Source organism: Archangium violaceum (genome assembly GCF_016887565.1).
GTDB lineage: Bacteria > Myxococcota > Myxococcia > Myxococcales > Myxococcaceae > Archangium > Archangium violaceum_B.
This window is the reverse complement of record NZ_CP069396.1, coordinates 10,267,211-10,293,005: the sequence shown is the minus strand read 5'-3', so window position 1 is coordinate 10,293,005 and position 25,795 is coordinate 10,267,211. Positions and strand designations below refer to the sequence as shown.

At 70.8% G+C, this 25,795-nt stretch carries 1 protein-coding gene; it reads right to left on the bottom strand.

Annotated elements, in window-relative coordinates:
• Positions 1 to 125 precede the first annotated feature (125 nt).
• Complete coding sequence (locus tag JRI60_RS54750; protein WP_204221447.1) at positions 126 to 25,688, bottom strand: non-ribosomal peptide synthase/polyketide synthase; 25,563 nt, start codon at positions 25,686 to 25,688, stop codon at positions 126 to 128.
• Between the last annotated feature and the right edge of the window lie 107 nt (positions 25,689 to 25,795).

The window sequence follows — 25,795 nt, the reverse complement described above, 5'->3', positions numbered from 1 at the left end:
GGGCAATGGGGAACCCGAGTCCACCCCATACCCTCACCCCGTCCCTCTCCCAGAGGGAGAGGGTCTAACCTGGTTACTCACCGTGGATTCTCCCTTTCCCTATGGGAGAGGCGGCGTGCGAAACACTAGCTGGCTTGCTGGAGCTTTCCCTCCTTCTGGACCCGTTCCAGCAATGCACGCAGTCGTGCGGCCAGGTGCTCCACGTGCGGCAGGGCGATGAGGCTGAAGTGGTCTCCCGGTACCTCGTGCACCTCCACTCCTCCTCGCGCCAGCTCGCCCCAGCCCAGGTCCTCCTCCTGGTCCTCGGGACCCTCGGCGGCTCGCAGCAGCACCAGTGAGCCCTCGTAGGGCTTTGGCACGTACGCTCGCGCGGCGCTCCGGTTGCGCGCATACACCCGCCAGAGCGCCCGCAGCTCCTCGCACGCCTCCTCCTCCAGGTGGAGACCGGCTCCCGGCTCTCCTTCCAGCACGGACCTCAGCTCCACCGCATCCACCTGTCCGAGCACCTCCGCTGCCCTTGGATGTATCCCCGACAGCCGCGACAGGTGATCGGCGAACTGGAGCACCGCCCGTCCCACCATTCCCTCCCCGGTGAAGTCTTCCTCTGCCTCTCCGCCCTGGCCCCATACGTCGATGATGACCAGCAGCCCCACCTGCTCGCCCCGCTCCTTCAGCTGTCTCGCCATCTCGTAGGCCACCCTCCCGCCCATGGACCAGCCTCCCAGCAGGTACGGGCCCTCGGGCTGCACCTCGCGCATGGCTTCCAGGTAGCGCGCGGCCATCTCCTCCACCGTCTCTCCGGACCCACTCGCCGGCACCTGCAGTCCGTAGAAGGGCTGCTCCGCGTCCAGCCGCCTCGACAGCTCCAGGTACCCCAGCACGCTGCCCCCCACCGGGTGCACGCAGAAGAAGGGCCTCAGGCTTCCACCCTTCCTCAGCGCCACCAGCGGCGAATCCGACGTGGTGCCCGCCTCGATGCGCGCCGCCAGTCCTTCCAGCGTGGGGGCGTCGAACAGGTCGATCACCGCGATCTGGACGTCGAACAGCGTCCCCACGCGCGCCACCACCTGTGTCGCCAACAGCGAGTGCCCGCCCATCTCGAAGAAATGGTCGTGCACCCCCACGCGCGGCACGCCGAGCAGCTCCTGCCAGAGCGCCGCCAGCTTCCGCTCCGTCTCGGTGCGCGGCGCCACGTATGCCTCTTCCGCCCTCGTTCGCGAGGGGGCCGGCAGCGCCTTCCGGTCCACCTTTCCATTGGAGGTCAGCGGTAGCGCCTCCAGCACCACGAAGGCCGCGGGCACCATGTAGTCCGGCAGCCGCTCCTCCAGGTACTGGTGCAACTCCCGCTCTTCCAGCTCGTGCCCCGGCTTGCCCACCGCGTACGCCACCAGCTGCTTGCCACCGCCGGTCTCCTCGCGCGCCACCACCACGCACTCGCCCACGCCGGGGTGTTGGCCCAGCGCCGCTTCCACCTCACCCAGCTCCACCCGGTAGCCACGGATCTTCAGCTGGTGGTCCACCCGGCCGAGGAACTCGATGCGGCCGCCTTCGAGCCACCGCACCCGGTCTCCCGTTCGGTACAGCCGCGCACCCGCTTCACCGCTGAAGCGGTCCGGTACGAAGCGCTCCGCCGTCAGCTCCGGGCGTCCCAGGTAGCCCCGGCCCACGCTCTCTCCACCGATGTACAGCTCTCCCGGCACGCCCGGTGGCACTGGCTGCTCGTACCCGTCCAGCACGTACAGCCGCACGTTGCCCAGCGGTCGGCCCAGAGGCACCGTCTGCGCCCCCGGCACTCGCACCCCGCGCTCCACCTTCTGCGCGAGCACGCCCACCGTCGTCTCCGTCGGGCCGTAGTGGTTGTACACCTCGCACTCCGGCGCCAGCGCGTGCACCTTCTCCACCAGCGCCCACTCGGACTTGTCTCCGCCCAGCACCAGCCTCCGGCGCGGCAGCAGTGCCTGTGCGTCCTCGCCCGCCAGCAGCGCCTCCAGATGCGTCGGGACGACCTTCAATCCCTCCACCCGGTGCTTCCGTCCGTAGGCCGCCATCAGCCCCGCGTCCGAGGCCGTCTCCTTCTCCACCAGGTGCACCGTGCCCCCCGCGCACAGCGTGGGGAAGAGGGCCGTGTGCCCCAGGTCCGCCGCCAGCGTCGACACCGACGCGAAGCTCATCCCCCGAGGCAGCTCCAGCCTCCGGCTGACACCCGCCACGTAGCAGGCCAGCTGCTGGTGCTCGATGCACACACCCTTCGGTTGTCCCGTACTCCCCGACGTGTAGATGACGTACGCCGCGTTGCCCGGCGATACCTCGCTCGCGGGCGCCTCCTCCGGCTGGGACTCGATCAGCCCGTCCCCGGCGTCCAGGCACACGAGGAATCCACTCCGCGAGGGCAGCTCGTCCGCCAGTCGTTCCTCGGTGACGATGACCTGAACACGGGCGTCATCGAGCACGTGCCGCACCCGCTCCGGGAAGCGCGCGAGGGAAGGATCCACCGGCACGTAGGCCCCGCCCGCCTTGAGGATGCCCAGCAGGCCCACCAGCGCGTGCGCCCGCCGCTCCACGAACAGGCCCACCCGCATCTCCGGTCCCACCCCCAGCACCTTCAGCCAGTGCGCCAGCTGGTTGGCCCGCCGCTCCAGCTCCCCGTAGGTGAGCTGCTCGTCCCCGGCGACCACCGCCACCGCGTCCGGCTCCCTCTCCGCCTGCTCGGAGATGATTTCGTGGATGCACCGCCGCGCGTACGGCGCCGCGGTGTCATTCCACTCCACCACCACCCGCCGCCGCTCCTCCTCCGTCAGCAGGGGCAGCTCGGACAGCCGCTGCCGCCCCTCTTGCGCCACCACGCCTTCCAGCAACCGCTGGAAGTGCCGCGCCATGCGCTCCACCGTGGAGGCCTCGAAGAGGTCCGCGCTGTACATCCACGAGCACACCAGCCCCTCGGCCGTCGGGTTCACCAGGACCGTCAGGTCCAGCTTGGATGGGGAGTCGACCGGCTCCTCGTGGCTCAGCTTCAATCCGGGCAGCACGGGCGCCGACAGGGGCATGTTCTGCAGCACCAGCTTCACCTGGAAGAGGGGCGCGTGGGCCGTGCTGCGCTCCGGGTTGAGCGCTCGCACCACCTCCTCGAAGGGCACGTCCTGGTGCGAGCTCGCCTCCATCGACACCCGCTTCGCCTGCTCCAACAGCTCGCTGAAGGTGGGGTTCCCCTCCATCCTCAGCCGCAGGACGAGCTGGTTGATGAAGAAGCCGATGAGCGGCTCCGTCTCCATGTGGTTGCGGTTGGCCACGTCCGTGCCCACCACCACGTCCGTCTGTCCGCTGTAACGGTGCACCAGGGATTGGAATCCCGTCATCAGCACCATGAAGAGCGTGGCCCGCTCGCGCAGGGCCAGCGCCTCCAGCTTCCGCGCCAGCTCCGCGCTCAACGTCGACAGGAGCGTGCCACTCCGGTAGGTGCGCACCGCGGGCCTTGGCCGGTCCGTGGGCAGCTCCATCACCGTGGGCGCCCCCTCCAACTGCCGGCGCCAGTAGCCCAACTGGGCCTCCAGCGCCTCGTCCCGTAGCCACTGTCTCTGCCACGCCGCGTAGTCCGCGTACTGCACCGGCAGCGCGGGCAGCCGCGCGGGCCGGCCCTCGTGGTGCGCCGCGTACAGCTCCATCACCTCGCGCACCAGCACGCCCAGGGACCAGCCGTCCGAGGCGATGTGATGCAGGGTGAGCATCAGCAGGTGCACCTCATCCTCGAGCCACAGCAGCGAGGCGCGCAGGAGCGGGCCCTTCGACAGGGAGAAGGGCCTCCGGGCCTCCTCCTCCTTCAGCCGCCGCGCCTCCTCCTCGAGCAGCTCGGGCGGCAGCTCCCTCAGGTCCACCCGGGCCAGCACCAGCTCCGCCGAGGGGAGCACCACCTGCGCGGGACCCTCCGGCCCCTCCTGGATGACGGTCCGGAGCGACTCGTGCCGGCGCACCACCTCCCGGAAGGTGTGCTCCATCGCACGCAGATCCAACGCCCCCTCGAGCCGCAGGCAGAAGGGGAGGTTGAAGGTGGGAAGACCTGGCTCGAGCTGCTCCAGGAACCACAGCCGCTGCTGCGCGAAGGACAGGGGCATCCGCTCCTGGCGCGGCATGGGCCGCAACGGCGGAATCTGGATCCGCCAGTTCTTGCCGGCGAGTGCCTCCACGCGCACGGCCTGCTCCGCCAGGGTCCGGGCCTCGAAGAGCGCCTGCAGGGGCAGCTCCACCTGGAAGGCGCCGCGGATGCGAGAGAGCAGCCGCGTGGCCAGCAGCGAGTGGCCTCCCAGCTCGAAGAAGTCGTCCCGTGCGCTCACCTGCTCCACTCCGAGCAGCTCACGCCAGAGCACTGCGAGCCGCTGCTCGGTGTCCGTGCGAGGAGCGATGAAGGGAGCCGACCGCAGGCTGTCCGCGTCCGGCACGGGCAGCAGGCGGCGAGCCAGCTTGCCGCTGGGGGTGAGTGGCAGGGCCTCCAGACGCACCAGGGCCGAGGGCACCATGTACTCGGGCAGACGGCGCGCCAGCACCTGGCGCAGGGCCTCGGGCTCCCAAGTGGTGTCGGGCTGGAGCACCACATAGCCCACCAGTCGCTTGTTGCCCGGAGTGTCCTCACGCACCACGGCGGCCGCGTCGCGCACTCCTGGGGCCTCACGCAGGGCGGCCTCCACCTCACCCTGCTCGATGCGGAAGCCACGCACCTTCACCTGTCCGTCCAGGCGGCCGAGGTACTCGAGGGTGCCGTCGGCCTTCCAGCGGGCCCTGTCACCGGTGCGGTACAGCCGGCCACCCGGGTGGAAGGGGTTGGGCAGGAACTTCTCGGACGTGAGTTGAGGGCGAGCGTAGTAGCCGAGCGCCAGTTGCACGCCGCCGATGAACAGCTCGCCTTGCACGCCGATGGCACAGGGCTGGCCCTGTGCATCCAGGACGTAGAGCTGGGTGTGGGGCAGGGGAGTGCCGATGGAGGGAAGACGGGGCCAGGAGGCGGGAGGGCCCTGCAACCGGTAGGCACTCACCACGTGAGTCTCGGAGGGGCCGTACTGGTTCTCCAGCACGCACCCGGGCAGCCGCTCGAAGAAGGAGACGAGGGCGGGTGTCACCTGGAGCTGCTCACCGGCCGTTACCACTTCGCACAGGCGCTCGGGGACTCTCGCCCCATGAGCCACGGCGTCGGCCAGGGCCTGGAGTGCGACGAAGGGCAGGAAGAGGCGCTGCACGCCGTGGTGGGCCATGTACGAGAGGAGCGCGGGCATGTCCTGGCGCACCTCGGAGGAAGGCACCACGAGGGTGCCGCCAGCGCACCAGGTGGAGAAGAGCTCCTGGAAGGAGACATCGAAGCTGAGGGAGGCGAACTGCAGGGTGGTGGCCGCGGGGTGGACGGACTGACGCAACTGCCACTTGAGCAGGTTGCACAGAGCGCGGTGAGGCAGCGCGACACCCTTGGGCTTGCCCGTGCTGCCGGAGGTGTAGATGAGGTAGCAGGTGGATTCGGGCGACAGCTCCCACGCTGGAGCATGGGCGGGTTGGCGGGAGAGCGCCTCCGCCTCGCCGTCCACGCACAGCATTCGGGCCCGCGTAGGAAGCGAGGAGGCCAGACGCGAGTGCGTGAGCACCAGGGGGGCCCCCGCGTCTTCGAGCATGAAGGACAAGCGCTCGGAGGGGTAACCCGGGTCGAGGGGGAGGTAGGCGGCACCGGCCTTGAGGACACCCAACACGGCCACGGTCATGTCCAGCGAGCGCTCCAGGCACAGGCCCACCCTGTCACCGGGGCGCACGCCTTGCGCGTGGAGGGCGTGGGCGAGCTGGTTGGCCCGGTGCTCCAACTGCGCGTAGGTGAGTCGCTGCTCCTCGAAGACCACCGCCACCGCGTCGGGAGTGCGTGCGGCCTGGGCCTCGAAGAGCGTGTGCACGCAGACGGGGCGAGAGGGGCCCGCCGTGGTGGTGGCGTTCCACTCCACCAGCACCCGGTGCCGCTCGGCCTCGGACAGGAGGGACAGCTCGGACAGGCGGCGCTCGGGATGGGCCACCGCGTCCTCCAGCAGCAGGCGCAGGTGCTCCATCATCCTCGCGGCCGTGGCGGCCTCGAACAAATCGCTCCGGTACTCCAGTGCGCCACTCAGACCCCGAGCCGTCTGGCTCAAGGTCAGCGTGAAGTCGAACCGGGAGGTACCGATATCCAGCGGTAGAGGCTCGATACTCAGCCCGGGGACGGACAGCTCCGCCGTGGGCGTGTTGAGCAGTCCCAGCGCCACCTGGAAGAACGGCGTGCGCTCAGGCTGCCTCGGCGGCTGCAATACCTCCACCAGTTTCTCGAAGGGCACGTCCTGGTGCGCGTACGCCCCCAACGTCACTTCCTTCACCCGTCCGAGCAGCTCTCGGAACGAGGGGTTACCCTCCATCCGCGTGCGCATCACCAGCGTGTTGACGAAGAAGCCGATAAGCCCCTCCATCTGGGCCTGGGTGCGGCCAGCGATGGGCGCTCCCACGCAGATGTCATCCTGTCCCGAGTAGCGGGCCAGCAGCGTCTGCAATCCCGCCAGCAGGCCCATGAACAGCGTGGTGCCCTCGCGTTGGCACAGCGCTCCAAGCCGCTGAGTCAGCTCCAGCGGCAGATCGACCTGCAGCGAGGCGCCGGGGTTTTTCGTGTCCGCGGTGCGCGGCCAGTCCGTGGGCAGCTCCAGCGCGGGCGGGGCCCCGTCGAGCTGTTTCCGCCAATAGCTGAGCTGCTGCTCCAGCACTTCGCCCTGGAGCCACTCGCGCTGCCACACCGCGTAATCCACGTATTGGATGGGCAGCTCGGGCAGCGGTGACGGCTTTCCAGCCGCGAACGCCCCGTAGAGTGTGACGACCTCGCGGATCAGCACGGAGATGGACCAGCCGTCCGAGGCGATGTGGTGCATCGTCACCAGCAGCAGGTGCTCCCGAGCCGACAGACGCAGCAACTGCGTGCGCAGCAGCGGCCCGTGGGCGAGGTCGAACGGCTGGCGCGCATCCTCTTGCGCCAGACGCAGGGCCTCCTCTTGCCGCTGCGACTCTGGCAGGTGATCCAGGACCACCACTTCCAGAGCCCAGGAGGAGGCTGGGGCGATGATCTGGAGCGGCTTGTCCTCGCGGACCTGGAAGGCGGTGCGGAGCACCTGGTGACGGCGGATCAGCTCGGTGAAGGCGCGCTCCAGGGCGGCCACATCGAGTGAGCCTTTCAGCCGCAAGGCGGCTGGCATGTTGTAGAGCGCGCTGTCCGGTTGGTACTGGTCCAGGAACCACAGCCGCTGCTGCGCGAAGGACAGCTCCGCCTCGGCCAGCTCCGTGCGCGGGATGAGTACCGGCGCGCGAGTCTTGTGCTCATCGGTTGTCGCACGCGACTGGAGGCGGAGGGCGAGGGACTCAACGGTGGGGCACTCGAACAGCTCGCGCAGCGGCAACTCCACACCGAGGCCGGAACGCAGGCGGGAGACGACCTGAGTGGCCAGAAGCGAGTGGCCGCCCAGGGTGAAGAAGTTGTCGGTGACGCTCAGGCGCGGCAGGCCCAGCACGCTGGTGAAGGCCTCGGCCAGCGTCTGCTCCAGGGCGTTGCGAGGGGCGATGAAGGGGGCCGAGCCCCGCAGGCTGTCCGCGTCCGGTACGGGCAGCAGGCGGCGGGCCAGCTTGCCGCTGGGGGTGAGTGGCAGAGCCTCCAGACGCACCAGGGCCGAGGGCACCATGTACTCGGGCAGACGGCGGGACAGTACCTGGCGCAGGGCCTCGGGCTCCCAGGCGGTGTCGGGTTGGAGCACCACGTAGCCCACCAGCCGCTTGTCACCCGGAGTGTCCTCGCGCACCACAGCGGCCGCGTCGCGCACTCCTGGGGCCTCACGCAGGGCGGCTTCCACCTCACCCTGCTCGATGCGGAAGCCACGCACCTTCACCTGTCCGTCCAGGCGGCCGAGGTACTCAAGGGTACCGTCGGCCTTCCAGCGGGCCCTGTCACCGGTGCGGTACAGCCGGCCACCCGGGCGGAAGGGGTCGGGCAGGAACTTCTCGGACGTGAGCTGAGGACGGGCGTGGTAGCCGAGGGCCAGCTGCACGCCGCCGATGAACAGCTCGCCCTGCACGCCAATGGCACACGGCTGGCCCTGGGAGTCCAGCACGTAGAGCTGGGTATGGGGCAGAGGCGTGCCGATGGAGGGGAGGCGAGGCCAGGAGGAGGGAGGGCCCTGCAACCTGTAGGCGCTCACCACGTGAGTTTCGGAGGGGCCGTACTGGTTCTCCAGCACGCACCCCGGAAGCCGCTCGAAGAGGGACACCAGGGCGGGTGTCACCTGGAGCTGCTCACCGGCGGTGACTACCTCGCGCAGAAGCTCTGGGAGGCGAGCGCCATGAGCCACGGCGTCGGCCAGGGCCTGAAGGGCGACGAAGGGCAGGAAGAGCCGCTCCACGCCGTGGTGGGCCATGTACGCGAGGAGCGCGGGCATGTCCTGGCGCACCTCGGAGGAGGGAAGCACGAGGGTGCCGCCAGCGCACCAGGTGGAGAAGAGCTCCTGGAAGGAGACGTCGAAGCTGAGGGAGGCGAATTGCAGGGTGGTGGCGGCGGGGTGGACGGACTGGCGCAGCTGCCACTCGAGCAGATTGCACAGAGCGCGGTGAGGCAGCGCGACACCCTTGGGCTTGCCCGTGCTACCGGAGGTGTAGATGAGGTAGCAGGTGGACTCGGGTGACAGCGCGAGTGCCGGAGCATGGGCGGGCTGGCGGGAGAGGGACTCTGCCTCGCTGTCCATGCACACCACCCGAGCCCGCGAGTCCGCGGACAGCAGGGAAGCCAGACGCGAGTGCGTGAGCACCAGGGATGCGTTCGCATCCTGGAGCATGAAGGACAGGCGCTCGGAGGGGTAGCCTGGGTCGAGGGGGAGGTAGGCGGCACCGGCCTTGAGGACGGCCAGCACGGCCACGGTCATGTCCAGCGAGCGCTCCAGGCACAGGCCCACCCTGTCACCGGGGCACACGCCCTGGACGCGCAGTGCATGGGCGAGCTGGTTGGCCCGGCACTCCAGCTGCGCGTAGGTGAGCCGCTGGTCCTCGAAGACCACCGCCACCGCGTCCGGAGTGCGTGCGGCCTGGGCCTCGAAGAGCGTGTGGACGCAGACGGGCTGAGAGGGGCTCGCCATGGTGGAGTTCCACTCCACGAGCACCCGACGCCGCTCCGCCTCGGACATGAGGGACAGTTCGGACAGGCGGCGCTCGGGATGGGCCACCGCGTCCTCCAGCATCAGTCGCAGGTGTTCCATCATCCGCGCGGCCGTGGTGGCCTCGAACAAGTCACTCCGGTACTCCAACACACCACTCAAGCCCTGAGCCGTCTGGCGCAGCGTCAGCGTGAAGTCGAACTTCGCGGTGCCCGTGTCCAGATCCAGCAGCCGCAGGTCGAGCCCGGGGACGGACAGCTCCGCCGTGGGCGTGTTGAGCAACACCAGAGCCACCTGGAAGAACGGCGTGCGCTCCGGTTGCCTCGGTGGCTGCAACACCTCCACCAGCTTCTCGAAGGGCACGTCCTGGTGCGCGTACGCCCCCAACGTCACTTCCTTCACCCGTCCGAGCAGCTCTCGGAACGAGGGGTTACCCTCCATCCGGGTGCGCATCACCAGCGTGTTCACGAAGAAGCCAATGAGCCCCTCTGTCTGGGCCTGGGTGCGTCCGGCGATGGGCGCTCCCACGCAGATGTCATCCTGTCCCGAGTAGCGCGCCAGCAGCGTCTGCAATCCCGCCAGCAGGCCCATGAACAGCGTGGCGCCCTCGCGCTGGCACAGCGCTCCAAGCTCTTGAATCAGCTTCAGCGGCAGCTCCACCTGCATCGGTGCGCCGGGGTTTTTCGTGTCCGCGGTGCGCGGCCAGTCCGTGGGCAGCTCCAGCGCGGGCGGGGCCCCGTCGAGCTGCTTCCGCCAATAGCCGAGCTGCTGCTCCAGCACTTCGCCCTGGAGCCACTCGCGCTGCCACACTGCGTAATCCACGTACTGGATGGGCAGCTCGGGCAGCGGCGATGGCCTCCCTGTGACGCAGGCCTCGTACAGCGCCACCATGTCGCGGATCAGCACGGCGATGGACCAGCCGTCCGAGATGATGTGATGCAGGGTGATGGGCAGCAGGAACTCGTGCTCCGCCAGGCGCAACAGCCGGGTGCGCAGCAGCGGCCCGTGGACGAGGTCGAACGGCTGGCGCGCATCCTCGTGCGCCAGACGCAGGGCCTCCGCTTGCCGTTGCGACTCCGACAGGTGACCCAGGTCCACTACCTCCAGTGTCCAGGGCGAGACGGGGGCGATGACCTGGACCGGTTTCTCCTCGCGGACCCGGAAGGAGGTGCGGAGTACCTGATGACGGAGGACCAGCTCGGTGAAGGCACGCTCCAGGGCGGCCACATCGAGCACACCCTCCAGCCGCAGGGCGGCCGGCATGTTGTAGAGCGCGCTGCCGGGTTGGTACTGGTCCAGGAACCACAGCCGCTGCTGCGCGAAGGACAACTCCGCCTCGGTCAGCCCCGTGCGCGGGATGAGTACCGGCGCGCGAGTCTTGTGCTCCTCGGTTGTCGCACGCGACTGGATGCGGAGGGCGAGGGACTCAACGGTGGGGGACTCGAACAGCTCGCGCAGGGGCAACTCCACGCCGAGGCCGGAGCGCAGGCGGGAGACGACCTGAGTGGCCAGAAGCGAGTGGCCGCCCAGGGTGAAGAAGTTGTCGGTGACGCCCAGGCGCGGCAGGCCCAGCACGCTGGCGAAGGCCTCGGCCAGCGTCTGCTCCAGGGCGTTGCGAGGGGCGATGAAGGGGGCCGAGCCCCGCAGGCTGTCCGCGTCCGGTACGGGCAGCAGGCGGCGAGCCAGCTTGCCACTGGGGGTGAGTGGCAGAGCCTCCAGTCGCACCAGGGCCGAGGGCACCATGTACTCGGGCAGACGGCGCGCCAGTACTTGGCGCAGGGCCTCGGGCTCCCAGGCGGTGTCGGGCTGGAGCACCACATAGCCCACCAGCCGCTTGTCACCCGGAGTGTCCTCACGCACCACGGCGGCCGCGTCGCGCACTCCTGGGGCCTCACGCAGGGCGGCCTCCACCTCACCCTGCTCGATGCGGAAGCCACGCACCTTCACCTGTCCGTCCAGGCGGCCGAGGTACTCGAGGGTACCGTCGGCCCTCCAGCGGGCCCTGTCACCGGTGCGGTACAGCCGGCCACCCGGGCGGAAGGGGTCGGGCAGGAACTTCTCGGACGTGAGCTGAGGACGGGCGTGGTAGCCGAGCGCCAGTTGCACGCCGCCGATGAACAGCTCGCCCTGTACGCCGATGGCACACGGCTGGCCCTGGGAGTCCAGGACGTAGAGCTGGGTATGGGGCAGGGGAGTGCCGATGGGAGGGAGGCGGGGCCAGGAGGCGGGAGGGCCCTGCAACCGGTAGGCGCTCACCACGTGAGTCTCGGAGGGGCCGTACTGGTTCTCCAGCACGCACCCCGGAAGCCGCTCGAAGAGGGACACCAGGGCGGGTGTCACCTGGAGCTGCTCACCGGCGGTGACCACCTCGCGCAGACGCTCGGGGACTCTCGCCCCATGAGCCACGGCGTCGGCCAGGGCCTGAAGGGCGACGAAGGGCAGGAAGAGCCGCTCCACGCCGTGGTGGGCCATGTACGCGAGGAGCGCGGGCATGTCCTGGCGCACCTCGGAGGAGGGAAGCACGAGGGTGCCGCCAGCGCACCAGGTGGAGAAGAGCTCCTGGAAGGAGACGTCGAAGCTGAGGGAGGCGAATTGTAGGGTGGTGGCGGCGGGGTGGACGGACTGGCGCAGCTGCCACTCCAAGAGGTTGGAGAGGGCGCGGTGAGGCAGCGCGACCCCCTTGGGCCTGCCCGTGCTGCCGGAGGTGTAGATGAGGTAGCAGGTGGACTCGGGTGACAGCGCGAGTGCCGGAGCATGGGCGGGTTGGCGGGAGAGCGCCTCCGCCTCGCCGTCCACGCACAGCATTCGGGCCCGCGTAGGAAGCGAGGAGGCCAGACGCGAGTGCGTGAGCACCAGGGGTGCCCCCGCGTCTTCGAGCATGAAGGACAGGCGCTCGGAGGGGTAACCCGGGTCGAGCGGGAGATAGGCGGCACCGGCCTTGAGGACACCCAACACGGCCACGGTCATGTCCAGCGAGCGCTCCAGGCACAGGCCCACCCTGTCGCCGGGGCGTACGCCTTGCGCGTGCAGGGCGTGGGCGAGCTGGTTGGCCCGGTGCTCCAACTGCGCGTAGGTGAGACGCTGCTCCTCGAAGACCACGGCCACCGCGTCGGGAGTGCGCGCGGCCTGGGCCTCGACGAGCGTGTGCACGCAAACGGGGCGAGAGGGGCCCGCCGTGGTGGTGGCGTTCCACTCCACCAGCACTCGGCGCCGCTCCGCCTCGGACATGAGGGACAGCTCGGACAGGCGCCGCTCGGGATGGGCCACCGCGTCCTCCAGCAGCAGGCGCAGGTGCTCCATCATCCTCGCGGCCGTGGCGGCCTCGAACAGGTCGCTCCGGTACTCCAGCGTGGTGCTCAGTCCACGAGGCGTCTCGACGACGATCAGCGTGAAGTCGAACTTCGCGGTGCCGCTGTCCACTTCCAATGGCCGGAAGGTGAGCCCGGGTGCGGTCAGCTCCGCCGTGGGCGTATTGAGCAGGACCAGCGCCACCTGGAAGAAGGGCGTGTGCTCCGGCTGCCTCGGCGGCTGCAACACCTCCACCAGCTTCTCGAAGGGCACGTCCTGGTGCGCGTACGCTCCCAGCGTCACCTCCTTCGCCTGCCTCAGCAGCTCCAGGAAGCTCGGGTTGCCCTCCAGTCGGGAGCGCAGCACCAGCGTGTTGACGAAGAAGCCGATGAGCCCCTCCGTCTGTGCCTGATTGCGCCCGGCGATGGGCGCTCCCACGCAGATGTCCTCCTGTCCCGTGTAGCGCGCCAGCAGCGTCTGCAATCCCGCCAGCAGGCCCATGAACAGCGTGCCCTTCTCACGCCGGCACAGCGCCCTCAGCCCCTGGGTCAGCGCCAGCGGCAGCTCCACCCTCAACGAGGCGCCGGGATTGTTCGTGTCCGCGGTGCGCGGCCGGTCCGTGGACAGCTCCAGCGCGGGCGGAGCCCCGTCGAGCTGCTTCCTCCAGTATTCCAACTGCCTCGCCAGGACCTGCCCTTGCAGCCACTCGCGCTGCCACACCGCGTAATCCACGTACTGGATGGGCAGCTCCGGCAGAGGCGACGGCTTGCCAGCCGCGAACGCCGCGTAGAGCGTGACGACCTCGCGGGTCAGCACCCCGACGGACCAGGAGTCCGAGACGATGTGGTGCATCGTCACCAGCAGCAGGTGCTCCCGGGCCGACAGCTTCAGCAACCGCGGGCGCAGCAGGGGCCCCTGGGACAGATCGAAGGGCCGGCACGCTTCCTCGCGCGCCAGGCGCATGCCCTCGGCTTCCCGCTCCGACTCCGGGAGATGCCCGAGGTCCTCCACCTCCAGCGCCCAGGCCACGGTGGGGGAGATGACCTGCACCGGAGTGCCCTCATGGGCCTGGAAGGTCGTGTGCAGGGCCTCATGGCGGCGCATCAGCTCGGCGAAGGCCCGCCCGAGGGCGGCCACGTCGAGCGTGCCCTCCAGCCTCATCGCGGCCGGCATGTTGTAGAGCGCGCTGCCCGGCTGGTACTGGTCCAGGAACCACAGCCGCTGTTGCGCGTACGAGAGTGGCAGCAGGCCCGTCCGAGGCACGCGCGCGATGACACCGCCCTGGCTCGTGGGAGCCTCGGTGCGGACCGGGGCGGAGGTGTTCGGTGGCGGCTCCACCTGGGCCGGGCGGCGCCGGGACGTGGGCGTGAGGAGCTCCACCTCTCCGTCCGCGCGGTAGCGGGCGGGAGTGCCGGTGCCATACAGGCGGGCGCCGGTGCCCTCGGGCGAGGAACGGATCCGGGCCCGGGTCACCTCCGGCGCCTTCCAGAAGCCCAGCGGTACCGCATCACCGCCGAGGAAGAGCTCACCCACCACGCCCACCGGGGCGCGGCGTCCCGACGCATCCAACACGAAGCGCGAGCCCTGGGGCGCGGTCTCCCTCGCACCGGGCAACAGGGACACGGGCGCCACCACTCGGGCGGAGGCGGCCCGCTTCAGCGCCGCGGCCAGATCCGCCGGGAGCCCATCGGCCTCGTCCAGCACCAGCGTGCGCACCGGGCCGAGAACCTCGGCGGCATCCGGCATCTTCGCGAGCGTCTGGGCGAGCGCGACGGTGCAGCGCAAGTGCGCCGGGGGGAAGGCGCGCAGCGACTCCACCAAGGCCTGGGTGACATCGGCCTCCACGAGCACCGGGGCAACTGGCGCGGGAGCCACACCCTCCTGGCTCCGGCGGCGCAGCACATCCAGGTGCCGCAGTCCCTCCAGCGCGGCCTCTTGGCCCATGCCGAAGTCGATGAGGCACGCCACCTCGTCCACGTCCGCCCGGCGGAGCTGCTCCACCCGGGCCATGAGCGTCTCCGGCGTGCCGAACATCCCGCCCGCCTCCAGGTACCGGGAGACGCCCTGCTCCAGCAGGACCTCCAGATCCTGGGGCGTGAGGTCGCGCACGTCGAAGCCCATGCCCTGGCTCGCCACCAGTCCGTTGACCAGCTCCACCGAGCTGCGGAAGTAGCGGATGAGCGGCTCGCGCGCCTGCCGCCTCACGTCCTCCTGGCTGCCCGCCACGAAGGTGTGGAGCATCAGCACCACGTGGCCCCGGCCGTGCCCCGCCTTGCGCCGCGCCTCGCGGTAGATGGCGATCTTCCGGGCCAGCTCCTCGAAGTCCTGTCCCAGTCCCAGCACGTTGGTGAGCAGGCCGGTGCCCAGCTCTCCCGCCAGCCGGAAGGTCTCCGGATTGAACGCGGCGGTGATCCAGATGGGCAGCTCCGCCTGCACCGGCCGGGGACGGATGGCGATCTCCACCTCGTTCCCGGTGCCGTTGGTGCGGCGCACGGTGCCACCACTCCAGAGGGTGCGCACCTCCTCCACTCCGCGCCGGACGGCCTCGGCCCGCTGCGTGAAGTTCCGTGGCGCGAAGACGAAGTCGTTGGCGTTCCAGCCCGTGGCGAAGGACACGCCCGCGCGGCCATCGGAGAGGTTGTCGATGACGGACCACTCCTCGGCCACCCGAATCGGGTCATGCAGCGGGAGCACCACGCTGCCTGCGCGCAGGGACACGCGCTCGGTGACCATGGCCAGCGCCGCGCTGGTGGCGGTGGGGCTGGGATAGGGGCCTCCGAAGGCATGGAAGTGCCGCTCCGGCGTCCATACCGCGCTGAAGCCGTGCGTGTCGGCGAACTTCGCTCCCTCGATGAGGAGCTGGTACTTCTTCCGGCCGGAGGCCTCCGCGTCGTTGGCGAAGTAGAAGAGGCTGAAGTCCAACGGCCGCGTCCCGGTCTGCTCGGGGCGGAGCGCCACGAGCCGTGCGGGAGGCCGCGCCGGGAACACCACCTGGAGCCCGCGGACGAGCGCCCAGAGCAGCTCGAGGCCCGCCGGGTCGGCGGAGGCGTCCGGGGCGCTCAGCCAGACCTCGCCCGAGCGGACGTCGAGGCGTGCATCCAACGCGGCGAAGCGGTGGAGCAGGTTGCGGTGGCTCCACATCACGCGCGGACGCTTGCCGTCGTCCGTCTCGCGCACCAGGCAGGCAAGCCCGTCCGCATCCACCGCGGGCATGAGGGCCTCGGCCGGGAGCTCGTCGGAGAGCGCGAGGCGGATGACCCGGCTCTCGTCCAGTCCCGGAGGAAGCGGCGATGTGGCGGTGGTGATGAGCAGGGGAGCGGCCCCTTCCAGCCCGAGCGAGGACAGCTCCTCGCGCTGCTCCCAGGGGACGAGCGCATAGGCTCCGCCGGAAGCCAGCACACCCCACAGGGCCACCGCACGCTCGGGCGAGGGCTCCAGACACACGGCCACGGGGACACCAGGGCCCACGCCGCGAGCGCGCAGCGCGGACGCGAGCGCGAGCGAGTGCGCACGCAGGGCCCGCCAGGTCAGGCGTTGGTCTCCTCGACGGAGCGCCACCGCGTCCGGGGTGCGCTCCGCCCGGGCGAACAGCAGGGCCGCGAGCGATGCCACCTCGGAGGCTCTGGCCACTGGCCCCCCGGACCGCTCCGGGGCTCCATCCAGGGACAGCTGGGACAGGGGCTTGTCCGGCGAGGCCATCGCATCGGAGAGCAACGCCTCCAACTGCGAGAGGAGCCGAGCGATGGTGGAGGCGTCGAACAGGTCGACGGCGTACTCCAGCGTGCCGGAGAAGCCTTGCGCGTCCTCGCGCATCAGCAGCGTGATGTCCGCGAGCGAAGTGCCGTACTGCGCGGGCAGCTCGGTGACGTCGAAGTAGCTCAGCCGCAGGCCCGGGAACTCCAGGATGGGCGCGGACACGCCCTGGGCGTGCAGCAGGAAGATGGCGTCGAACAGGCGGGACAGCCGCGTTTCCTCACCGGGCTCGAGCTCTTCCAGGAGCTGCTCGTAGGGCACGTCCGGGTGGGCGAAGGCGGAGAGCGTGGTGTCGCGCACGCGGAGCGCGAGCGAGCGGAAGCTCGGGTCGCCCTCGAGGGAGGTGCGCAGGGCCAGGGCGTGCGCCACGTAGCCGATCTGCGGCTCCAGCTCGGGGCGGGTCCGGTTGCCGATGGAGGTGCCCACGAGGATGTCCTCCTGACCCGAGCAGCGGGCCAGGAGTGCCTTGAAGCCGGTGAGCAGCGTCATGAATGGCGTGAGGCCCTCGCGGTGGCTGAAGGCGTTCAGGGCCACGCCGAGTGCCCTGGGGAAGGCGAACGCGTGACGCGCGCCACGCCGACGCGCGCCGATGACTCGGGGGCGGTCCAGCGCGAGGGGGAGGGGAGCGGGCCGCCGCGCGAGCTGCTTGCGCCAGTACGCCTGCTGCGCCGAGAGCGTGCCGTCGGACAAGGCACGGCGCTGCCAGACGGTGAAGTCGATGTACTGGATGGGCAGCTCCGGCAGGGGCACGGGCTGCTCGTGGATGAAGCCGGTGTAGAGGGCCACCGCTTCCCGGATGAAGTTCACCAGGGACAGGGTGTCCGCCACGATGTGGTGGATGGTGAGGAGCAGCACGTGCTCGGCCTCGGCCATCCGGAGCAGCTGCACCCGGACCAGTGGACCCTGGTCGAGCGGGAACGGCTCGGCGGGCGCGAGGCGGGCCAGCCGCATCGCCTCGGCCTCGCGGTCCCCGGCGAAGTCGCGCAGGTCCACCACGGGCAGGGAGATGCGTACCTCCGGGAGGATGCGCGGCGCGGCCCTGCCGTCCACCTGCTGGAAGACGGTGCGCAGGGACTCGTGCCGGCGGATGACCTCGTTGAGGCTCCGCTCCAGGACGGAGGGCCGCAGTGCGCCGGAGATCCGGATCGCGAGGGGCTCGTTGAAGATGGAGCTGCCCGGCTCCTTCAGCTCCATCTCCCAGACGCGGGCCTGCACGTAGGACAGGGGAATCTCCCCGGTCCGAGGAACGGGGAGCATCGCCGCCGCTGGAGCCTCGCTGGCCGGCTGTTCCACCCGGAGCCGGGCCTCGATGCGCGCGGCGAGGCCCGCGATGGTGGGCGCTTCGAACAGGTCGCTGAGTGGAATCTGCGCCCGGAACGTCTCGCGCAACCGGGTGAGCAGCTGCGCCGCCATCAGCGAGTTGCCGCCCAGGTCGAGGAAGTTGTCGTCCGGGCCGATCTCCTCCACGCCCAGCCGCTCGCGCCACAGCTCCGTCAGGAGCTGCTGGATGTCACCCTGGGGTGGTGCACGCTGGACGGGCGCTTCGGGAGTCACGGGCGCCGCGGGCCGCGGCACGGTGGCAACGGGCGCGGGAGCGACGGCCGGTTCCGGCAGGGGGAGCACGGGCCGCTCCTCCAGGGTGATCCGCTTCTCCTCGAACGGATAGCCCGGCAGCGAGAGGCGGCGGCGGTGCTCGTGGGCGTGGAAGCCCTTCCAGTCCACGGCCGCGCCAGCGCGCCAGAGCGCTCCCAGCGATTCCAGCAGGGTCTGGGTATCGGAAGAGGAAGTGCCGCTCCGGCGGAGCGAGGGCACCACCAACGCCTCACGCTCGGTACGCAGGCGCAGCCGGGCGAGCGCGGTGAGGCCCTGGTCCGGGCCGGCCTCGATGAACCAGCCGCAGCCCGCTTCCACCAGCGCGTCCAGTCCGGCGGCGAAGCGCACCGGCTCCCTCATCTGCCGGGCCCAGTAGCGCGGGGAGGTCGCTTCCTCGGGGCGGATCCACGTGCCGGTGAGGCTGGACACGTAGGGAATGGCGGGGGCGTTCAGCGTGAGTCCGGCCACGGCCCGCTCCAGCTCGGCCATCACCGGCTCCACGGCGCGCGAGTGGAACGCGTGCGCCGAGGCGAGGCGCATCACGCCCACGCGGCGCGCGGACAGTGTGCGCTCCAGTGCCTCCAGCGCCTCGACGGGGCCGGACACCGTGCAGCGATCCGGGCCGTTGAGGGCGGCGAGCTCCAGCCCACTGGAGAGCAGCGGCGCCACCTCCTCGGCGGAGAGCCCCACCGCGAGCATGCCGCCGGGCGGGAGCCGGGACATGAGCTCCCCGCGGAGGACGGCCAGCCGGAGCGCGTCCTCCAGGGAGAGCACGCCGGACAGGCACGCCGCCGCGTACTCGCCGAAGCTGTGGCCGAGCAGCGCGGAGGGTTTGAAGCCGAAGCCCATCCACAGCCGTGCGAGCGCGTACTCCACGGACAGCAGCGCGGGCAGCGCGAAGCGCGGCTGGGCGAGACACGCCTCCGCATGGGCCTCGGTGCCCGGCTCGGGGAAGAGCACCGGGCGCAAGTCCTCCATCAGCCCCGTTTTCGGCAGCAGCTCCAGGCACGCGTCCAGCTCACGCCGGAAGATCGGCTCGGACGCGTACAGCTCCTGGGCCATCCGGACGGACTGCGCGCCCTGACCGGGGAAGAGGAAGGCCACCCGGCGGGAGCGGGCGGTGGCGAGGTCGCGCACCTCGGACGGAGCGCCCGGCTTGCGCAGCGCGCGCACGAGCCCCTCGGCGTCCCCGGCGACCAGCGCATGACGGTACTCGAAGGCCTTGCGGCCCATGTCGAGGGTGAAGGCCAGGTCCGCCAGATCCACCGCCGGGTGGGCCTCCACGAAGTCGGCCAGCGCGCGGGTCATCGCCTCCAGCGCGGAGGCACTCCGGGCGGACAGCGTCACGAGCTGACGGGGGCGGTGGCTGCCCTTCCCACCGTCCTGGCGGGGGGCCTCCTCCAGCACCACATGGGCGTTGGTGCCACCGATGCCGAACGAGCTGACGCCCGCCCTCCTCGGGCCCTCTCCGCGCTCCCAGGCGCGCAGGGCCGTGTTCACGAAGAACGGGCCGCGCTCGAAGTCGATCTCCGGGTTGGGCCGCTCGAAATGGAGGCTCGGGGGCAGCTCGCCATGATGCAGCGCGAGCGCGGCCTTGATGAGGCCGGCGATACCGGCGGCGGTGTCCAGGTGCCCGATGTTGGTCTTCACCGAGCCGATCGCGCAGTAGCCCGTGCGCCCGGTCTGGGCGCGGAAGGCGCGGGTGAGCGCCGCGAGCTCTATCGGGTCTCCCAGCGGGGTACCGGTGCCGTGGGCTTCCACGTAGCCGATGGTGGAGGCGTCCACGCCGGCCGAGGCCAGGGCCCGGGCAATCACCTCGCTCTGTCCCTGGACGCTGGGAGCGGTGTAGCTGACCTTGGCTGCCGCGTCGTTGTTGAGGGCCGAGCCCTTGATGACCGCGTAGACATGGTCCCCATCACGGAGGGCATCCGAGAGCCGCTTGAGCGCCACCACGCCCAGGCCGTTGCCCAGGACGGTGCCTCGGGCGCTCGCATCGAACGCGCGGCAGTGCCCGTCGGGAGAGAGGATCATCCCCTCCTGGAAGAGGTACCCGGTGCGCTGAGGCAGCGAGACCTTCACCGCGCCGGCCAGCGCCAGGTCCGACTGGTGGGTGCGCAGGCTCTGGCAGGCGAGGTGGACGGCCACGAGGCCGGTGGAGCAGGCGGTGTAGACGTTGAGGCACTCACCGCCGAGTCCGAGCTTGTAGGCCGTCTTGGTGGCCACGTTCTCGCCGCTGGTGGTCCCCAGGGCCTCGAACAACGAGGCCGGGTCCTTGCGCGTCTGGCCGAGCAGCGAGAGCAGGTGCACGCTCGAGGTGCCCGCGCCGGCATGCAGCGAGATGGGTCCCTGGAAGCGCTCCGGGTCGTAGCCGGCGTCCTCCAGGGCGTTCCACGCGCACTGGAGGAAGAGCCGCTGCTGCGGATCCATCCACCGCGCCTCGCGTGGGGACAGGTCGAAGAAGCTGGCATCGAACCCATCCGCGCCCTCGAGCACCCCGCCCGCGGGGACGAAGTCCGGATGGTCGCGCAGCGAATCGGAGAACAGAGGAGACGGCTCCAGCTCCTCCGGAGTGAAGCGCGAGATGGACTCAACGCCCTGACGGAGGTTCTCCCAGAAGGCGTGGACATCGCGGGCGCCGGGGAAGCGCCCGGCCATGCCGATGATCGCGATGTCGCCGGAGCCGTCCTCCTCGGAGGACTTGCGCCGCGGCGCGGGCTCGGAGGGAGTCGCCGGAAGCTCCCGCTCCAGCCGCGTGGCCAGCCCGTGCACGGTGGGGTGCTCGAAGAGATGGGTGACGGGCACCTCCTGACCCAGCTCCTCGCGGAGCTGCGTGCTCGCCTTGACCACCAGCAGCGAGCTTCCGCCCAGGTCCTCGAAGAAGTGGTCGTGCAGACCCACGCGCGAAACCTGGAGCACGCGAGCCCAGACCGAGGCGATGCGCCGCTCCAGCTCGGAGCGAGGCTCGGCGAAGGGCGCATCCGGCGCGGGGTTCACCGAGTCGGGCGAGGGCAGCGATTGGCGATCCACCTTGCCACCCGGTGCGAGCGGGAGCGCGTCCATCCGCACGAAGGCGGAGGGCACCAGCGCGTCGGGGAGCCGCTCCTTGAGGAAGCGCCGGAGAGCGGTCGGCTCCACTTCTTCACCCGCCACCACGTAGGCCACCAGCCGCGCCTCGCCCGCGCTCTCGCGCAGGACGGCCACCGCCTGGCGCACGCCGGGGTGCTGGGCCAGTGCCGCTTCCACCTCTCCCAACTCCACGCGCACGCCGCGCACCTTCACCTGCGCATCGCGCCGCCCGAGGAACTCCAGGCGTCCATCCGGCAGCAGGCGCACCAGGTCCCCGGTGCGGTACAGCCGCTCTCCCGGGAGGGTGGCGAAGGGGTTGGGCACGAAGCGCTCGGCCGTGAGCGCGGGACGGTGCAGGTAGCCGCGAGCCAGCCCTGGGCCTCCCACGTACAGCTCGCCGGGAACGCCTACGGGCACGGGCTCCATCCGCGCGTCCAGCACGTACGCCTGGGCGCCCGGGATGGCCCGGCCGATCGACGGCTGGCGGGGATCCACCTCCAGCTCGATGGTCGCGCAGACGGTGGCCTCGGTGGGGCCGTAGGCATTGAGGAAGCGGCGGCCTACCTTCCATCTCCTGGCCAGCTCCGGCGTGCACGCCTCACCGACGGAAGCCACCACCGCCAGCTCCGGCAGCGCCTCCGGCTCCAGCGGCGCCAGCGAGGTGGGCGTGGCGGTGATGACGGTGATGCGCTTCTCCGCGAGCACCTTCTGCAGGGGAGGGCCGGGCAGCAGCGACTCCGGCGAGGCGAGGACCAGCTCCGCGCCACAGAGCAGCGTGGAGAAGATCTCACTGACCGAGGCATCGAAGCCGATGGCCGCCAGTTGCAGCATGCGGCCGCCGGGACGCAGGCCCAGCGCCTCATGGGTGGCACGGGCGGTGTTGCACAGGCCACGGTGCTCCAGCAGCGTGCCCTTGGGGGTACCGGTGGAGCCGGAGGTGAAGATGACGTAGGCCAGATGCGAGGGAGTGACGGCCGGCGCTGGCGAGAGCGCCGTCTCCGGCTGGGACTCCAGCGCGGCGCGGTCCGTGTCCAGGAGAACCAGCAGCTCCTGCGAGGCCAGCTGGTCGGCCAGCTCCTCGCGGCTGATCAGCACGGGCACCTGGGCCTCGCGCAGCATCAGCTCCAGCCGGGCGGGCGGGTAGCTGGTATCGAGCGGGAGGAAGGCTCCACCCGCCTTGAGCACGCCGAGCAACGCCACGACCAGTTCCGGCGTGCGTTCCAGGTGCACGCCCACCAGCACGTCCGGCCCGACGCCGAGGGACCTGAGATGCCAGGCGAGCTGGTTGGCGCGTGTGTCCAGCTCCCGGTAGGTGAGGGAGCGCTCCCCGAAGGAGACGGCGGTGGCCTCGGGGGTGAGACGCACCTGCTCCTCGAAGAGGCGGTGCGCGAGGTCCTCTGGCGCGGCGGGCCCGGTGCGGCTCCACTCCACCAGTGCGCGGTGACGCTCCGTCTCGGAGAGCAGGGGGAGCTCGGAGACGCGACGCTCGGGCGCGGCGGCGGCCCCCTCCAGCAGGATGCACAGGTGCCCCAGCATGCGGGCGACGGTGTCCGCGTCGAAGAGATCGGTGGCGTACTCGCAGAGCAGCTCCAGGCCGCTGACGGTATCGGTCACGGAGAGGGTGAGGTCGAGCTTGGTGGCGCCGGTATCACCCAGGGTGCTCTCCAGGGAGAGGCCCGCCGGTCCCCGTGGCTCGGATGCGGCATCCTGGAGCACCAGCTTCACCTGGAAGATCGGCGCATGGGACAGGCTGCGCTCCGGGTTGAGCCCGCGCACCAGCTCGTCGAAGGGCAGATCCTGGTGGGCCCAGACGCCCAGCGCCTCCTGGTGGAGCCGTCCGAGCAGCTCACGGAAGGTGGGCGCTCCGGCGAGGTTGCCTCGCACGGGGAGCTGGTTGACGAACAGACCGACGAGCCCCGCTGTCTCGGGACGGGAGCGGTGGGCGGTGTCCACGCCCACCACGATGTCCTCCTGACCGGTGTAGCGGTGCAGCAGGAGCTGGAAGCCGGTCAGCAGCGTGACGAAGGGGGTGGTGCCCTCGCGCCGCGCGAGCACCTTCACCTGTTCCCAGGCCGCCCGCTCGAGCCGCCGCACCACCTGCGACCCTCGATAGGTCTGCGCCTTGGGCCGGGAGCGGTCCCCGGGCAGCTCCAGCACGGGAGGCGCTCCGGCGAGGTACGTCCGCCACCAGCCGAGCAGATCCTCACGCCGCTCGCCGCGCAGCCACTCGCGCTGCCAGACCGCGTAGTCGGCGTACTGGATGGGCAGCTCGGCGAGGGCGGGCGTGCGTCCGGCGGAGAAGGCTCCATAGAGCTCCTCCAGCTCACGGACCAGGACGCGCATGGACCAGCCATCCGCGATGATGTGGTGCAGCGTCAGTAGCAGCAGGTGTCGCTCGGCGCCGAGGCGCAGCAGGGTGGCCCGGAGCAGCGGCCCCCGGGCGAGCTCGAAGGGGCGCCGGGCCTCCTCGCGCGAGAGCCGGAGGGCCTCCTGCTCACGCGCCTCCTCCGGCAATCCACTCAGATCCACGAAGGCGAGCGGCAGGTCCAACTCGCCCAGGATGCGCTGGTTCGGCTCGCCCCCCTCTTCGAGGAACACCGTGCGGAGTGTCTCGTGCCGCCGTACCAGGGCCTGAAGGCTCCGCTCGAGCGCGGGCACATCCACGGCCCCGTTCAATCGGGAGACCACGGGCACGTTGTAGAAGGCGCTGCCCGGCTCCAGCCGGTCGAGGAACCACAGCCGTTGTTGCGCGAAGGAGAGCGGCAGGGGCCGGGCACGGGATGCACGGGGGATCGACTGGCGCGTACCGGCCGCCTTCCGCGCGGAGATCTCCCGGGCCAGCTCCGAGGCGCTCGCCCCGCGCAGCAGCGTCTCCATGGGAATCGCCACGCCCAGGTCCTTCTCCAGCGCGTGCGCCAGCTCCACCGCGGCCAGCGAGTCCAGGCCCAGGCGGGTGAGCGGCATGTCCGGCGTCAATGACTCCGCGCGAGCGCCCAGCCGCGTGGAGATCCGCGCCAGCACCAGCTCCTCCAGCTCACTGGCGACGGTGACAGGGGCGGGGGAGGGGGCCGCCGGAGCGGATGCGGCCGGCGCGGCGGACCCCGAGGCGTGCCATGCATGGACCGCGCGCAGCTCGCCCGCGAGGAACGCGGCCCGGCAGGCGCGGCGCTGCACCTTGCCGCTGGAGGTCTTCGGCAGGCTGCCCGGCTCGATGAGCACCAGCGCATGGGGCCGCACCTCGTGCCCCTCCGCCAGCCTCTGAAGGATGGCGCCCGAGATGTCCTCCGCGGCGCCATCCAGCTTGCGCGGGTCCACCTCCTGCACCACCACCAGCCGCTCCTCGCCGTCCATCTCGACACCGAAGGCGGCACCACACCCGGGCCGCAGCGCCGGGTGGCTCCGCTCCACCGTGAGCTCGAGATCCTGCGGATAGAGATTGCGGCCGCGCAGGATGATGAGGTCCTTGCGCCGCCCGGTCACGTACAGCTCGCCGCCCTCGAGGAAACCCAGGTCTCCGGTGCGGAGGAACGGTCCCTCCCCGGTGGAGGTGCGCGCACGGAAGATGCCCTCCGACTCCTCCGGTTGCCGCCAGTAGCCCTGGGCCACGCTGGGGCCGCCCACCCAGAGCTCACCGACCTCGCCGGCCGGAAGCTCCCGGAGCGACTCCGGATCCACCACGAGCAGGCGCTGGTCCCGCAGCGTCCCGCCGCAGCCCACCAGCGTCCGGGCCTCGCCCCGTGGTTGGGGCTCCACCGCACGGCCATGCTCCAGCGCGGAGGCATCCACCGCGCGCGGGCGAGGCGGCTCGGACTTCGCTCCGCCCGAGACGATGAGGGTGGCCTCGGCCAGCCCGTAGCAGGGATAGAACGCCTCGCGGCGGAAGCCTCGCGGCGAGAACGCCTCGGTGAACCGGTCGAGCGTCTCGGCGCGGATGGGCTCGGCGCCGCAGAACGCCACCTCCCAGCGGCTCAGGTCCAGCCCCTCCCGCTCCTCGGGCGGGATGCGGCGGACGCACAGCTCGAAGGCGAAGTTGGGACCGCCGCTGATGGTGCCACCGAAGCGGGTGATGGCCTCCAGCCAGGAGCGAGGGCGCTTGAGGAACGACAGCGGCGACATCAGCGCGGTGTGGAAGCCCTGGTACAGCGGCACGAGGATGCCGCCGATGAGCCCCATGTCGTGGTAGGGCGGCAGCCAGATGACGCCCACGCTGTCATCGCGCGTCTGGAAGGCTCCGCGGATCAGCTCCAGGTTGTGCAGCAGGTTGGCGTGACTGAGCATCACGCCCTTGGGCGTGCCGGTGGAGCCGGAGGTGTACTGGAGGAAGGCCAGCGAGTCGGCGCTCACCGGGGGCTTGCGCCAGGAGGCCGCGCCGCTCGGCTCGAGTGTGTCGGTGGCCACCCAGCGCAGCGCCTTCAGGTCGGGCGCGTCCTGGAAGAACAGCTCCGCCATCGACAGGACGAAGGAGGTGGTGAGCACCACCGTGGCCCCCGAGTCCTGGATGATGGCCCGCAGCCGCGGCAGCGTGCGCTCCAGCCGCGAGGGATCCGGCGGATAGGCGGGCACCGCCACCAGCCCGGAGAAGAGACACCCGAAGAACCCGGTGAGGTACTCGGCTCCCGGGGGATAGAGCAACACCGCGCGCTCGCCCGCGGGCGCCAGCTCCTGGAGGGCGGCACCGATCCGTCTCGCGTGCTCGTACAGCTCACCGCGCGTCAGCGGAGCTCCCTCCCCGTCCCCTTCCTCCAGGAAGGTGTAGAGGCGCTGCTCGGAACGGGTGGCACTTCGCTCTTCTAGGAGATCGATGAGGGTGCGGGGCTGGTGCATGGTCGATGGTGGGGGGAGCCGGAGCTCGAGAGCTGCCGCGCCTGCTGGAAGGCCCGCGAGAATACGTCACTTTGAGTGAAGTCAGCATCTAGCGACGCTCGGCCTCC